At 55.9% G+C, this 14,569-nt stretch carries 13 protein-coding genes and 2 pseudogenes; 8 read left to right on the forward strand and 7 right to left on the reverse strand.

Annotated elements, in window-relative coordinates; genetic code table 11:
- Positions 1-33: 33 nt before the first annotated feature.
- The 4 genes from cysN to GA0071312_RS04385 all read right to left on the reverse strand — a co-directional run bounded on the left by cysN (position 34) and on the right by GA0071312_RS04385 (position 4,440).
- Entirely contained in the window at positions 34-1,968 is a 1,935-nt protein-coding gene (gene cysN, locus GA0071312_RS04370) for a sulfate adenylyltransferase subunit CysN (RefSeq protein ID WP_074443748.1), read from the reverse strand.
- Positions 1,968-2,867 (reverse strand): sulfate adenylyltransferase subunit CysD, encoded by a 900-nt coding sequence (gene cysD, locus GA0071312_RS04375; RefSeq protein ID WP_074443749.1) that lies wholly within the window; start codon positions 2,865-2,867, stop codon positions 1,968-1,970. Before cysD ends, cysN begins: the two co-directional genes overlap by 1 nt.
- A gap of 191 nt (positions 2,868-3,058) precedes the next feature.
- The gene (locus GA0071312_RS04380; protein ID WP_074443750.1) at positions 3,059-3,244 is read right to left on the reverse strand and encodes a hypothetical protein; all 186 of its coding nucleotides are present in this window, start codon (positions 3,242-3,244) and stop codon (positions 3,059-3,061) included.
- A complete protein-coding gene (locus GA0071312_RS04385; RefSeq protein ID WP_074443751.1) occupies positions 3,241-4,440 on the reverse strand; it encodes an IS701 family transposase in 1,200 nt (399 codons plus the stop codon). Before GA0071312_RS04385 ends, GA0071312_RS04380 begins: the two co-directional genes overlap by 4 nt.
- A gap of 133 nt (positions 4,441-4,573) precedes the next feature.
- Between GA0071312_RS04385 and GA0071312_RS20245 the strand changes: the two are divergent.
- A pseudogene (locus GA0071312_RS20245) lies at positions 4,574-5,265 on the forward strand (IS5 family transposase); the annotation flags it as partial.
- A 51-nt stretch (positions 5,266-5,316) separates the two neighbouring features.
- On the opposite strand, the pseudogene GA0071312_RS20250 reads toward GA0071312_RS20245, so the two are convergent.
- A pseudogene (locus GA0071312_RS20250) lies at positions 5,317-5,436 on the reverse strand (IS630 family transposase); the annotation flags it as partial.
- A 74-nt stretch (positions 5,437-5,510) separates the two neighbouring features.
- Between GA0071312_RS20250 and GA0071312_RS19860 the strand changes: the two are divergent.
- The 7 genes from GA0071312_RS19860 (at position 5,511) to GA0071312_RS19565 (ending at position 11,655) form a co-directional block, all read left to right on the forward strand.
- A complete protein-coding gene (locus tag GA0071312_RS19860; protein ID WP_165603948.1) occupies positions 5,511-5,675 on the forward strand; it encodes a hypothetical protein in 165 nt (54 codons plus the stop codon).
- 144 nt (positions 5,676-5,819) lie between these two features.
- Entirely contained in the window at positions 5,820-6,134 is a 315-nt protein-coding gene (locus GA0071312_RS20560) for a glycosyltransferase (RefSeq protein ID WP_420819958.1), read from the forward strand.
- A 221-nt stretch (positions 6,135-6,355) separates the two neighbouring features.
- Entirely contained in the window at positions 6,356-7,393 is a 1,038-nt protein-coding gene (locus GA0071312_RS04405) for a glycosyltransferase family 2 protein (protein ID WP_083204300.1), read from the forward strand.
- A gap of 31 nt (positions 7,394-7,424) precedes the next feature.
- On the forward strand, positions 7,425-7,997 hold the full coding sequence (locus GA0071312_RS20565) for a class I SAM-dependent methyltransferase (RefSeq protein WP_074443754.1): 573 nt from the start codon (positions 7,425-7,427) through the stop codon (positions 7,995-7,997).
- Between the two features lie 127 nt (positions 7,998-8,124).
- Positions 8,125-8,751 carry a class I SAM-dependent methyltransferase gene (locus GA0071312_RS04415; RefSeq protein WP_074443755.1) on the forward strand — a complete coding sequence of 209 codons (627 nt, stop codon included), beginning with the start codon at positions 8,125-8,127 and terminating at the stop codon, positions 8,749-8,751.
- A gap of 12 nt (positions 8,752-8,763) precedes the next feature.
- On the forward strand, positions 8,764-9,699 hold the full coding sequence (locus GA0071312_RS04420) for a hypothetical protein (protein ID WP_131817703.1): 936 nt from the start codon (positions 8,764-8,766) through the stop codon (positions 9,697-9,699).
- Between the two features lie 285 nt (positions 9,700-9,984).
- Positions 9,985-11,655: a hypothetical protein gene (locus GA0071312_RS19565; protein ID WP_131817704.1), complete on the forward strand. Its 1,671-nt coding sequence runs from the start codon at positions 9,985-9,987 to the stop codon at positions 11,653-11,655.
- 37 nt (positions 11,656-11,692) lie between these two features.
- Here the strand turns inward: GA0071312_RS19565 and GA0071312_RS04430 are convergent, their stop codons facing one another.
- Positions 11,693-12,817, reverse strand: a complete 1,125-nt coding sequence (locus GA0071312_RS04430) for a glycosyltransferase (protein WP_165603949.1) — start codon at positions 12,815-12,817, stop codon at positions 11,693-11,695.
- 1,040 nt (positions 12,818-13,857) lie between these two features.
- The gene (locus GA0071312_RS04435) at positions 13,858-14,475 is read right to left on the reverse strand and encodes a class I SAM-dependent methyltransferase (RefSeq protein WP_074443759.1); all 618 of its coding nucleotides are present in this window, start codon (positions 14,473-14,475) and stop codon (positions 13,858-13,860) included.
- Positions 14,476-14,569: the final 94 nt, after the last annotated feature.

Consider the following 14,569-nt stretch of genomic DNA (forward strand, 5'->3'; position numbering starts at 1 on the left):
CAATCACCCTTTCCGGATCAGCACGCATGTCGTTCAAACGACGATCTGCCGTGTCCGCAGGTATCGGACGATCTCGTCGGCCAGAGCCTCGGGGGTCTTGCCCTGTGTACCCAGATGCATCTCCGTCGCGGTGGGGGTCTCATAGGGTGAGTCGAAGCCGGTGAAGTTCTTGATCTCGCCGCGCTGCGCTTTGGCGTAGAGACCCTTGGGGTCGCGCTTGATGCATTCCTCCAGCGGCGTATCGACGAACACCTCGATGAATTCGCCGTCTTCCACCATCTCGCGCACCATGCGCCGCTCGGCCCTGAAGGGCGAGATGAAGGAACACAGGACCAACAGTCCGGCATCCGTCATCAGCCTGGCGACTTCGCCGACGCGGCGGATATTCTCCACGCGATCAGCCTCGGTAAAGCCGAGATCGCGGTTGAGGCCGTGACGGACATTGTCGCCGTCGAGCATGATGGTGTGGCAGCCCTTGGCAAAGAGCTGGCGTTCCACCAGGTCTGCGACTGTCGACTTGCCGGAACCCGACAACCCGGTGAACCAGATGACGGCCGGCTTGTGACCCTTCAGGGAAGAACGCGCCTCCTTGTCGATGGTTGTGCGCTGCCGATGAATATTCGTCGCTCGGCGCAGTGCGAAATCGATCATGCCGACCGCGACGGTGGCGTTTGTAAAGCGGTCGATCAGGATAAACCCGCCGGTCTCGGGGTTGTCCTGATAGGCATCGAAAGCGACCGGGCTGGAAGCTGACAGGTTGCAGACACCGATCTCGTTGAGCTCAAGCGCGTCAGCAGCGAGTTTGCCAAGATTGGTCACGTCGAGCTTGTGGCGGATCGCGGTCACTGTCACCGGGACATAGCGCATGCCGATCCGCATCAGATATTGACGCCCCGGCAGCATGGCCTCCGGCGCCATCCAGACGAGATGGGCGGCAAACTGGTCTGCCACATCCGGTCGGGTGTTTGGCGGACACAGGATATCACCACGCGACACGTCGATGTCGTCCACAAGCGTGATGGTGACAGCCTCGCCGGCATGTGCCTGTTCCACATCTCCATCCGGGCCGAGAAGGCGCGCGATCGTGCTCTCAAGCCCCGAGGCGGCCACCACCACCGGATCACCGACCTTGATCTTGCCTGACCCGACCGTGCCGGCATAGCCGCGAAAGTCGAGATTGGGGCGGCTCACCCATTGCACTGACATGCGGAATGGCACTGCCTTGCGATCCACATCGACATCGATGGTCTCAAGCGTGTGCAGCAACGTATCGCCTGTATACCATCCCATATTGCCCGAGGGAGCCGCGACATTGTCGCCATAGCGTGCCGAGAGCGGAACCGGGGTGATCGATGAGAATGAGAGTTTGGCGGCGAATGTGGTGAAATCCGACACGATCCGGTCGAACACGGCCTTGTCGAAACTGACGAGATCGATCTTGTTCACCGCCAGAATCACGTGCCGGATCCCCAGAAGCGAGCAGATCGTGGCGTGTCGACGGGTCTGGGGCAAGACACCCTTGCGGGCATCGATCAGGATCACCGCGAGATCGGCATTGGAGGCGCCGGTGGCCATGTTGCGGGTATATTGCTCGTGCCCGGGGGTATCGGCGACGACGAAAGCCCGGGCGGCGGTCGTGAAGAAGCGATAGGCGACATCGATGGTGATGCCTTGCTGGCGCTCATCCTCCAGCCCGTCGACGAGAAGTGCGAGATCGATCTCTTCACCGGTCGTGCCGAAACGCCGGGAATCCTTTTCCAGGGTCGCCAGCTGATCCTCGTAGATCAACTGGCTCTCGAAAAGCAGCCGCCCGATCAGCGTGGACTTGCCGTCATCCACCGAACCACAGGTGAGAAAACGCAGCAGGTCCCTGGAATGGTTCGCGACCATGCGGGTGACGAGCGAGCCGTCCTGATCGCGATGGTTCCCGCGATAGAGCGCATCGGAGTAAAAAGCGTGCCGGTTCATCAGAAATACCCCTCCCGCTTCTTCTTCTCCATGGAGGCGGCCTCGTCGGTATCGATCAACCTTCCCTGACGCTCGGATGTGCGCGCCGCCATCATCTCGGCGACGATCGCCTCGACCGTATCGGCATCAGATTCGATGGCTCCGGAGAGCGGGTAGCAACCCAACGATCGGAAGCGCACCTTCTTCATGACGGGTTTTTCGCCCGGTTCGAGGCGCATGCGCTCATCATCGACCATGATCCAAGTACCGCCGCGCTTCACGACCGGGCGCTCTGCAGCAAGATAGAGCGGAACGACCGGGATGTTCTCCGCGAGCGTGTAGAGCCAGATGTCGAGCTCCGTCCAGTTCGACAAGGGAAACACCCGGATCGATTCCCCCTGGCGCATTTTGGTGTTGAACAGCCGCCAGAGCTCGGGGCGTTGATTGCGTGGGTCCCAGCCATGCCCTTCGGAGCGAAACGAAAAGATCCGTTCCTTGGCCCGGCTCTTCTCCTCGTCGCGCCGCGCCCCGCCAAAAGCCGCGTCGAAGCCATGCATGTCGAGCGCCTGCCGCAAAGCCTCCGTCTTCATCACCTGTGTATGCAGCGACGAGCCGGAATCGAAAGGATTGATACCCCGCTCGATTCCTTCCGGATTCGTATGCACATGCAAGGTCACCCCGAGCGAACGCGCGAGCTCGTCACGGAAGGTGATCATGTCGCGGAATTTCCAAGTCGTATCGATATGCAGAAGCGGAAACGGCGGCTTGCCCGGCGCAAAGGCCTTCATCGCCAAGTGCAGCATCACGCCCGAATCCTTGCCGATTGAATACAGCATCACCGGATTGCGAAACTCAGCCGCAACCTCGCGGATGATGTGGATCGATTCAGCCTCAAGGCGTTGGAGATGATAGCTGAGCATGGCAGATCACTTTTCTGAACCTTTCAAGGGCGGGTTCCTTGAACCAAATCTGGGTAAAGATTTGAGTAGACTGTCCGGTAAGTGGTGTGAATTGGAGGGTCAAGGAAAAACATACCGTTGGTGGCCACATGTGCCAGGATTACACGATCACGCCCCGAAGATCACGCTGCGAATGCGGCCTCACGTTAGTACTACAGTTGCTTTTTATTCTTCCTGCGTCGTTTCCTGTGGCTGATGGCCGCCTGTTTTTGATGCTGCCTTCGCCAGAGGGACCATGCCCATATGAATGCGGTGGCGATAGGTTCGGTCAGGATGAGGCGTGCGATCAGGCGGCGGATTTCCGAGGTGGACATCAGCCCGGCAATGGCGCCGGTCATGCGGCTGTTCGGTCCGGACTCGTTTTGTCCCGTTTGCTCTCAGCATCGGTGGCGTAGGCGGTCTTTCGTTGTTCTGCGGCGATCTGTGCGAGGACCAGGGCTGCGGCCATGACGAGGGCCATGTGTCGGTGCCAACCATGCCAGGAGCGGGCCTCGCAATGATCGAGGCCAAGATCGTCCTTGGCACGCAGGAAGCATTCCTCGATGGTCCATCGCAACCCGGCAGCGCCTGCCATGTCGGCAAGGCTCGTTCCCTCTCGGACGAAAGCGAAGTAGTAGGCGATTTCATCGCGATTGCGCAGATTACGGCGCATGAGAAGCCACCTCTCGAACCCCTCCGGCGTGGCCCAGCCCAATGAGACCCGTGCCCAATGATACAAACGGGGGCCCTTGGCACCTTCGCCCGCACTGAGCGCCGTCCAGGCTTTCTTGGGAAGTTCCGCCGCAATCGTTGCCGGATCTGTCTGGATCAGGCCCCAGTCGGCCTGCAGGAAGCGCAGGTGTTGGTTGGATCGGACCGCGAGAACATACGGCTGCCCGCGATCCTCCAGCATTCGGCGAAGCGTGTAATCGCTTCCATAGACTGAATCGGCGAGTACGAACGCACATTGCAGGCCGCTATCGAGAGCGCTTGCGATCATCTCGCGGGCGATGGCCGGCTTCGTGGAGAAGGCAATGTCGTCGGGAATCCCGACACGCCGACGACGCTCGATATCCTCCGCCCAAGCCTTCGGCAGATACAGCCGCCGGTCGATCAATGTCTGGCCGTAGCGGCTGGCATAGGCGCAGAAAACGCCGATCTGGCAGTTCTCGATCCGGCCGGCAGTTCCGGAATACTGACGCGCCACCCCGACCGAGCGATCGCCCTTCTTCACGAAACCGGTCTCATCGATGACCAGAACGCCGTTGTCCCCCAACGCATCGACTGCCTGATCGCGGATGAGGGTGCAAAGCTGATCACTGTCCCAACTGCTTCGACCGAGAAGGGACTGGATCCGGTAGGGACGCTGAAGACCCGCCTGCTCCGCCAGCATCCAGCCCGTCTTGCGTTCGACACCGGACAGCACACCATCAATGAAGGCCCCTGCCGATCGCCATGTTTCCACACGCGGAAAAATCGGCGCCAGCGCTTGCTTGAAAGCCACCAACGCCGCCGCCCAGTTCACCGATGTTCCAGACCAGTCCGAAATACCCATGCCCGAACCTCCTTGATTCGGACACAGAATCAGAATGCAAAGGAATACGCAACTGTAGTACTAGGTCACAAACTCATAAAGGGGATTCCCTTCGGAGGCGAAGGATGATTCAAACTCCTTGAAGGAGTTTGCAATGAGCCCGCGTCGTTACGAATTGAGCGATTTCGAGTGGTCGATTATCGAGCCGCTGTTGCCGAACAAGCCTCGCGGGGTGCCCCGCGCCGATGACCGGAAGGTGCTGAACGGCATCTACTGGCGCCTGCGGACCGGCTCGCCCTGGGCCGACATCCCGGAGCGGTACGGCCCGGCGACGACGTGCTACAACCGCTTCGTCCGGTGGCGGAAACTGGGCGTCTGGGATCGTATTTTCGACGCGGTTTCAGCCGCTTACGACGGTGACCTGCAAATGATCGACTCCTCGTCGATCCGTGTCCACCAGCATGCCGCCAACGTGAAGCGGGGAGACGTGATCAAAAAGGGGGCCTTGCGGAGACGAACACCTCCCTTGGGAACCAGCCTCACGCCCGATGCATGGGGCGCTCGCGGGGCGGATTGACGACGAAGATCGATGCCCTCGTCGATGCCAACGGCCTGCCGATCCTGCTGAAGCTGACCGAAGGCCAGGCTCATGACGGGCGCAGCGCTGCCGATATGCTGGACGATATCGGCGAAGGCCAGATCCTGCTGGCCGACCGCGCCTACGACAGCGACGGCTTGCGTCGGACGCTCACGGAACGTCGCGCCTGGGCCAACGTGAAGCCAATGCCCAACCGGAAAAATATCCCCCCGTTCAGCCAATTCCTCTATCGCTATCGCAATCTCGTCGCTGGCCACCCGGCAGCTACACCACGCCTCGGGACATGATCCGGGGGGGGTGCTCAGCAGCACGATCCGGGCGCGCCAAACATGCTTCTGCGGCGCGTTGCGGTCTGCGGTGATGGCCTCAGGACGGCGTCTGTCGTCATCGCTGAGCGTGATGGAAATTCCTGTTCGCATGCCGCAGACTCGCACGCGACACGCTCAAATGGATTCCTGATTCAGGACGCATATGTATCGGTCAATCCACTCTTATGACCGTGGTCAAGGGTAAAGATCAAGCGGCTCGTGCCCCCGTCCCTGCGCAGGATCTGATCGTCGTTGATCGGCAATTTTATCCTGCGCAAGGCATGGGCGAAAACAGCGCGTTCTTCATTCTTGACCACGGGCATAAGAGTGGACATCTTGTCATTGTGTGAACTGTTACTCGCATTGACAGAACGCACGTTCAGAGCCTAGTATTAGGAATTCGACACTCTTGGTGACTACCTCCGGGCAAGTCCGACGCTCTTCGGCACCCGCAACAATGATGGCGCAATATGGGGCTGAAGAAAATCGTTGTTATGGTGCCTGCCTTCAATGAGGCGGAGACTATAGCCGATACGGTCGGCGGGCTTCGAAGGATATCGTCCCAAATCGAGGCTGTGGGGCTCTCGCTCAGCATCTATGTCATCGATGACGGTTCAGCAGACGGAACGGGAGATCTGGCGCGCGGCGCTGGCGCGGATCGGGTGCTGGCGCACAGGGTCAATCAGGGCCTCGGCGCGGCGGTTCGTACCGGTCTGCGCGCTGCGCAGCCACACCGGGGGCTGCGAGCACATCTTCGTCCGCCTTGTCGCGCAGATCAGAACGATGCCGGAATTGCCCATGCAGTATAACGTCGGCATGCTATGCTGAATCAAAGTTGGCCCGTGACGAACGGTGACATGGATCAGCCAATTCTACGAGGGCCCTCCACTGCGAAGGCGGGCAAGTTCTGCCCGTCCCGAGCAGACTGGTAACGAAGAGCACCTTGGCCATCGATGATCGAGCGTATGCATGTGAGCTGACGTTCGCAGCTGGCGCCCATCTACAGATCTTGGTATAAGAAAGTAGCAATATGAAGCTGATTATCCAAATACCCTGTTTCAACGAAGAGCAAACGCTGCCTGCAGCTTTGTCGTGCTTGCCGCGTACCATCCATGGAGTTGATGCAGTAGAATGGCTTATAATCGATGATGGAAGTGCGGACAATACTGCTGCCGTGGCCAAGGCTAACGGCGTAGACCACATTGTAAGGCACATACAAAATAAAGGTTTAGCCGCAGCATTCATGACTGGAATAGACGCCTGCCTTGAGCGCGGGGCCGATATAATCGTCAATACTGATGCAGATAATCAGTATGAAGCCGCTGATATACCGGCGCTTATTAAGCCAATACTTGAGAATAGAGCGGAATTAGTTATTGGTGCTCGACCGATTGATACTATCGAACATTTCTCGCCAATAAAAAAATTCCTCCAGAAGCTTGGTAGTTGGGTTGTACGCTCGGTGAGCCGTACCAAGGTTCCTGATGCTCCAAGCGGATTCCGCGCAATGTCTCGCGACGCGGCCTGCCGGATGGTGGTATTCAGCAATTACACCTACACACTTGAGACGATCATTCAAGCCGGGCAAAAAAATATCACGATTGCATCTGTGCCGGTTCGCATTAACAAGGACCTGCGACCATCGCGGTTGTTCAAGAGCATTCCATCCTATATCTGCCGCTCCATCGCGACAATGCTGCGCATCTTTGTAATCTACCGACCATTCCGTTTCTTCGCGACGCTCGGTATGACTCTTTTCGCGGTTGGCTTCCTGATCGGTTTGCGGTTTGTATATTTCTATCTGACCGGCGACGGATCTGGGCACATACAATCTTTGATCTTGTCCGGGGTCCTGCTCGGCATGGGCTTCCAGACAATTCTCGTCGCTTTCCTCGCGGACTTGATCGCTGCTAATCGGCGGATCTTGGAGGATTTGCGGTATACCGCGCGGCGAGGTAGCGTTTCGTTAGCGAGCGAAAAACACGCTTCACAGACTGGTGCGGCGCACTCGCTAGCGCGGTCAGTCGATTTCGCGCATGAATTGTCTAAACAGCGTTCTCCAGGATGAACCATTTCTGACAGATCCGAGGTAAAGCAATATGGCAGATCAGGGAAGCGAAGGCCTCTTCTCCCCCTTCCTTAAGAATCAGAGGATTCGTGCAGCGCGACCCCATCTTTCGGGTCGTGTGCTCGATGTCGGCTGCGGATCAGGCTCCCTAGCCGAGTTGGTAGAGCCCGACCGGTACCTCGGAGTAGAGATCGACTCGGCCTCCATGACGATTGCGCGGCAACTGTTCCCGGCGCATCGCTTTGTTGGAGAACTTCCGCCGCCCGGCGAGAACTTTGATACCGTCGTAGCTCTGGCCGTTATTGAGCACGTGCCACATCCTGGACAATTCCTCTGCGAGTTGGCGGGCCGGTTGGCCGACACAGCGGCGGCGAGGATCGTGTGCACGACTCCGCATCCCTCCCTCGAATGGGTTCACACCATTGGAGCTCGCATTGGACTGTTCAGCCGCGCTGCAAATGAGGAACACGAGACACTTCTCGACCGGAGAGCCCTTGAGCGTGTCGGACGAGAAGCGGGCCTTACCTTGGCGACCTATCAGCGCTTCCTCGGAGGCGCCAATCAGCTCGCTGTATACGCCCGAGACAGGGAACTGCAAGATTGAATTGGAAAAACTATTGTCTAGTATCCATTGATATCAAACCGACAAGAAAAGTCAGCGGCGGCGGGCTTTGCTGCGTCTGTTTTTGAGATCGATCGATATCCCTAACTGGGTTGCGGAGAGTCAGTCAATGGTCAAAAAACAAGCATACGATAACGTTCCTGGAAATCTATACGATAAGTATAATACGCCCAACCCAATTGCCCGGCGAATGGTTGCCGGCTTTCGGGCAAGTTTTGTTGACTTAGTCTTGCGGACTCATGTCAAGCAAGTTTACGAAATTGGGTGTGGCGAGGGCGAGCTAAGCATGGAATTGTTGCGGCGCGGCTTTGATGTTTTTGGAAGCGACTTGGAGTCGAGTGTTATAGATATTGCAAACGACCGAAGTATCGCCGAAGGCTTTGGTAAACGCTTCATAGTTGCGGATATCTACGACGTGAATCCAATTGATGTATCGGCAGATCTTGTGGTCTGCTGTGAAGTTTTGGAGCATCTGCCGGACGTCGGTCAGGCGTTGAGTGTCTTGGGGCGGATGTCTCGTTCGTGGCTACTGGTAAGCGTTCCACGCGAACCTGTCTGGCGGATTCTAAATGTCGCCAGAGGAAAATATTTGGGCTCCCTAGGCAACACACCAGGTCACATTCAGCATTGGAGTAGCCGGAAGTTTTTGGCGCTTCTTGAAGATTATGTCGATATTGTCGAGGTTAGGCGACCGCTTCCGTGGACGATGGTACTTTGCCGTCCAAAACGAAGCTGAGGTATGCGCATAATGGCGAGCGTTTTTAAGCGCGACCGACTGCGGCCGGTCTACAAATGGCTAGCTAGGCTCGCCCTCGTCGGCTCCTTCGCATTTGTTTATTTCGCTATTCACCAAGTGATTCAGAGCGAAAAAATATCACCATTTGGTGCTTCGACATGGTTTCGGATTACGCTTTCTTCGTTTGGCTACGCACTTCTATTACAACTTGTGGCGCTCGCCTGGACACTGGTCCTACGAGGCGCGAGCAATGGTGTGCCCAGCGTTCGCTCTTGTCTGCTAATTTGCGGTCGAACCCAGATATACAAATATCTGCCGACGAACATGCTGCATCTTGTTGGTCGCTATCAGGCCGCGCGTAGCAAGGGCGCTAGCCATAGATCTCTTGGGCTCGCGCAAGTCATAGACCTCACTGTTATTTTGCTTGCGGCAGCGGCTGTCGCGGCAGCGCTCGGCTATAGCATTTTCGCGGAAAACCTCAAACGCCATGTGGGAGCAATTAGTCCTTTAGGCTTCTTCGCGATCACTGCCTCCGTGGCTTGCATTGGGATCACAATTGGTGTGATCTTTATCCGACGCGCCGGCGGCAGGCTGACAAGCGCCGTGGCGGCCGTACCCGGAGCGTTCGTTCTTTACGTAATCTTTTTCATCGGGAATGGCGCGCTTATGGCCGCCCTAATAAACGGATTGGTGCTAGAGGCCCCAGCGCTTGCCTGGATTGTCGCCGTGACGACGATCGCATGGGTCGTCGGTTACGTCGTCCCTGGCGCACCCGGAGGGCTGGGTGTGCGGGACGCATCGCTGATAGCGAGCCTCGGCAGTAGCCTACCCATTGAAGTCGCCGTCGCCGCAGCATTGGCACACCGATTGGTAACAACGTTTGGGGACGCAATCGTTGCCGCACTCGCATTTTGGATGTCGAACCGAACTCCCAACGCAATAGGGTGAGCCTTCCTAAACATGCCGTAGCAGGATGAACACCTTGCGACTGCGAAGGGCTATTTTGCTGCCGCTTGAGCGCAAGGCGGCATCCGTCTTGACCCCCGCAGTTTGCGTAAACGCCTCTTGGGCGCGGCGACTCATTGAGGTGGCCCATGTGAATTTTCTCGTCTTTTCCTTCGGGCACTTTTTCAGGGCGTAAGGAGGCGCGGCCACGCCAGTGATCCCGAACTTCCGTTTCCCCTTTTGGATTTACGGCGACCCCAAAATTGCGCTATATTTTTAAAATGCGAATTGCTCACTCGTAAATGGCTTGCGCTTAATTCAGCCGATGCCAAGTCAATTAAAATCTTAGATCTGGCTGGCCAGTTTAGCGCTGAATTCGAAGAAAGTTGGAAAATGCTTCGCTCAAAAGATGCTTGTGTTAACAGATTTCCTGCCGAATACTGGCTTTTCATGATTGTTGGAGCAGCAATTATATTGCTCACGTTCTCACTTTATGGAAGAATAACAGATATAGCAAACTCAGCCGATGCGCGCCAAAATCTCCACTCTGCCTATAATCTCGCATTTAATGGCGTTATTAGCCATTCAACATCAGATGAACCTCAGGCGGGGAATTATCGAGAACCGCTCCCAATAATTTCACTTGCAATCCATATACTCGCTCATCCCGCTCTTTCTTCAGAGTTAAGTATCGACGAAATAAATGAGGGAAAAGCAGTCATCGCTGCCAAGTCACATATTCTGTTTTGGGTCTTGTTATTATATTTTGGTATCATGCTTGTTTCTTATGTATCGATACCAAACAAGTTTCTCGCTGCAGCAGTTGCAGCTGTTTCTGTCTATATGACAAACTTGTTTTTCGTAGATAATCCTGGAATTATAGATCGCTTGATGACAGAGCTGCATGCAGCGGCACTTCTCGTTTGGAGTTCAGCATTTATCATTTTGGCGTTGCGGACTGGACGATTTTTATGGTTTTGCATCGCAGGCATTTCACTTGCACTATTATCTCTTACAAAAGCGCTGTTTCTTTATGTCGCGATTGGATTTATTGTTTATCTTATTATATTTTATTGTATTACAGGCTACTTTCAAACCAGAATTAGATCATTTGCACTTGTTGGCGCAATGGTTCTGTCGACTGCAATCGTCCTGTCCCCTTGGATGATCCGAAACTACATTCATTTCCAATCGTTTGAGATTACGCAACGCGGTGGCGTCGTAATGCTGGTGCGCGCGTTTAAGAACGACATGACTGACGTGGAGTGGCGAGGCGCGTTTTACGTTTATGGCCCTTCGCCGATTCGTAATTGGCTCGAGGACAATATGGGATACTCGCGCGATGACCTTGAGATCGATGGCCCGCTCAAACGCCTTAATCGCAGTCGTTCATCTTTCGCTGCAGCCGATCTGCAAGCGGAACGTATGGGGCGCGCGGAAGACGCCATAACCTTCTATCGCGCGGCGAGGGCTGAACGCGTGAGACTGCGAGAGTACTATCAAGAGCTGGGTGTCGACAATGCAGCGCACCGCGCTGATGAGGCTTTGCAACAGCAAGCGCTTGCGCTAATATCGCAAAATCCAATTCAGCATTTGAAGACAACTATTGCTTTCATGTGGCGGGGAATGTGGTCATTTCGGTCGCAGAGCGTCAGCTCAGATGCGGTTACAACGCTTAACGCCTTAGGATTTTGTGCTTTATGGACATTGTTTTTGATCGGAATTTTCAGATTCAACCCCACAATGATAGCGATAACCATTCTTCCTGTCGGCGCGCTAGCATTTTTGGGATTAACGTCTCATTTCATCCCGAGATATTCTGCAATGACAATACCAAATATGTTACTTGCCTTTATTATTGCAAGTGTTTGGATTTTTGAATGGTTTTTTATTAGAGCGCAGAATATATGGCAGCAGCATGCAGCAAGTTTCAGGGGTTATATTTGGCGAAAAGGGTAACTGCCATCAATCGGTTTTCTATTTTCGGCCTGGTTGATCACGTGAGAGGCGGTCTTTCACTCGACGAACCCCCATCTCCACGCTCCGGCATCGCCAGAATCTCTTCCCAGATCGCGAATGCGCGATCCGAGGCGACGACCTGCAGGCGCTCGAGAGCGCATCGGGCCATGGTCGCCTGATCGACCTCCCCGTTCGCCATGCGGCGCATCGCGTCGGCCAGCGCGTCGACGTCGTCGGTCGGGACGACGAGTCCCGTCTCCTCGTGGGTCACGTATTCGAGCGGCCCAGGGGAGCTGTCGCTGACGATCGTCGGAACTTTGCAGGACAGGGCCTCGAGCAGCGCATTCGGTGTGCCCTCGAAACGCGACGGCAGGACGAAGACCCGTGCCTCGCGGAAATGGGCCAACGGATCCTCCACAAAACCATGGAAGACCACCTGCTCGCGCACGTCATGGGCTTGCGCCATCTCCTCCAACTCTTCGCGCAGGGGGCCGTCGCCGAGAATATGGAGCTCCCATTCGGGATGCTCTTGTGCGATGCGCGCGAAGGCCAAGATCGCGACATCGATCGCCTTCTGCTCCACGAGACGGGCACAACAGACGAAAATGGGTTTTTTTTCGACGGACGCATCGACTTCCGGTATCTCGACGAAGTTTGGCACGTAGCAGAGTATTGCTGACCGGACGAATTCCGCGAGAGAATCAACCGCTCCGTGCGAGTTCGCCGTCACCACATCGGCACGGTTATAAACCGCCCGGCGCAACATGTCCCAGGGCTCGGCGAGCGGCTGTCTCGCCGGATCGTTACGCTCCGAAATGATCACCCGCATGTCGAGCCCGCGCGAGGCGATCAGCGTTGATATGCAGGTCTGACTGAGAAAGGCGACAACGCAAGCCGGGCGCGTCGTCACGAGGACATCGCGGATCGCTTCAACCCGCTGTTCCATCGATCGGGTCAGCGCCGCGTTGATGGCACGGTCGATCTCCCGGGTGAGGCCCGGATCGACGGCATTGGCGACCTCAACAAATTCGGTGGCCTCGGCGAGATCCACGTCGGGCGGGGCGTCGGCGAGCTCTCGGCGTGCCCGCTCTAGAGCCTTGGCCAAACGCCTCGCGCGCAACGTCCTTTCCAGAAGCCCGACGCCGCGGCGGGCGTTGCGCATGAAGACATGGGCGGCATCGCTGATCGAAAAAATCTCCGCACATTCGCGATGCATGATCGCCCGCGCCGCGCCGGACCACGTCCGGATACGCTTGCGCCGCTCCCTCCGGCGCCTTGCATCACGCGAGGTGATCGTGGCGAGCGCGGCTGCCGACAGGGCCACGACCAAGATCCCCGATCGGCCGACGAATGTCAGCGAGCGCCCGAGCAGACGCGCCATGGGATGCGGCGCGCGCTCCTCGTGGCGCGTGTCGTCGGGTGACATCTCGTCGTCACCCTGCGCGTATTTTCCTGGCGGCATGGTCGATACCACTCTCCCGCGAAGGCGCACCACCCCCTCGGGCACTTCGTGTGCATCCGCCGGCCTGTCTAACGTCGTCAGCACACCGACGCGATACCCCCGCGCAGCCCAGTACCTCGCGAGCATCAGGGCGATCTTCTGCGCACCGCCGGGCCCTAGATGCGGTAGCACGCACAGGAGATCGAGACGCTGATTGCAATCAGGGTCGCGCTCTGCGTCGGATTCGACGTATTGCCCAGTTGTCATTACCCCACCCCGCTCTGCCGGATCGGCATGTTGGCCACTACAAGTGCTCGGACGACGTCGTCACAGTAACCCGATCGAGCTCCAGCCCCAAGCCACATATCCACTATGCAAAATTAGCATGCACTAAGTTCTGGCGCGTGTGGGGATATCCAGTAGATTATCAAACATAAAAAGCACGTAAGCCAATCGATTAAACAGAATTCTCGCAAAAAAATTCCAATCATCAAATACTAAAATTCGATAAAATAATTTATCAACAATATTTAAAAAAAAATTAATATTATATATTAACGAAATATTTTTCTCAGTAATTTAGAAATATTACTGATTTTAATTGGGTATTTAGTCGAAAAACTACTTGATTCACGTAAGAGCTGGTCCTGACGTTTCTCGATATTCTTGAGGCTATCTTCAATTTTAAGAAGCAGGAAGAACTCTTGCAACCGGACAAAGTCGAGCCCACCAAGATAGCGGAACGATACGGTAGACCCGGGTCAGGCCTCGTCAATTCTCTCAAAACAATCAGAATTTGATTCGATCATGAATTGTAGCTCGCGATGCTTCCTTTGTTTTGATTTCTTCCAAAGCCCATAATCCATCAAAACCACAACCGTTGTTCCCGCAACCCAGTGTGGGGCGAACTCGACGAGCAACTTGGTGAAAGGCATAAACCCTTTCGTGGCGTCATCAACATGCAGGGCGATTTCAGGGCCTGCGTATTTGGCATCAATAATCTCGCATTTATTGAAGTAGATAGGCACCCCAAAACGTTGCAAGCGTTCACGAACAAAAGGCAACGTATCCTGTCCTACCTCGATAGACAGACCCCTCTTCTCTGCCTTGCCGACTTCGGCTTCGTTAGCTTCAAACCGATCGTAGCAATAAATCTCGATGTGATCACCTTCTCCCCGTTCTCGGCTCGCCAATGCCATTTGAGCCGTTCCGGCACCCAGCCACGCACCAAGTTCTACCGCAGCCATACCGCTCGGGGCTTTCGCTATGCAATCTCTCAGAAAAGAGCCGATCTTAGTCCCACCCATCGATGGGAAGCTGTTTGCATATTCCTCTAGATCCATATTCCCGTTAGCCTCGTTGGGGAAAATCGCGCTCACAAAGCCCTCAATGATTTATAGGAGAGGATCCTATTGAGCAAGCAGCGATTCGGGCACTCGACCGTAATCACCCGGCGAGGGCCGTGGGGGATAA

It is taken from the genome of Saliniramus fredricksonii (assembly GCF_900094735.1).
Lineage (GTDB): Bacteria > Pseudomonadota > Alphaproteobacteria > Rhizobiales > Beijerinckiaceae > Saliniramus > Saliniramus fredricksonii.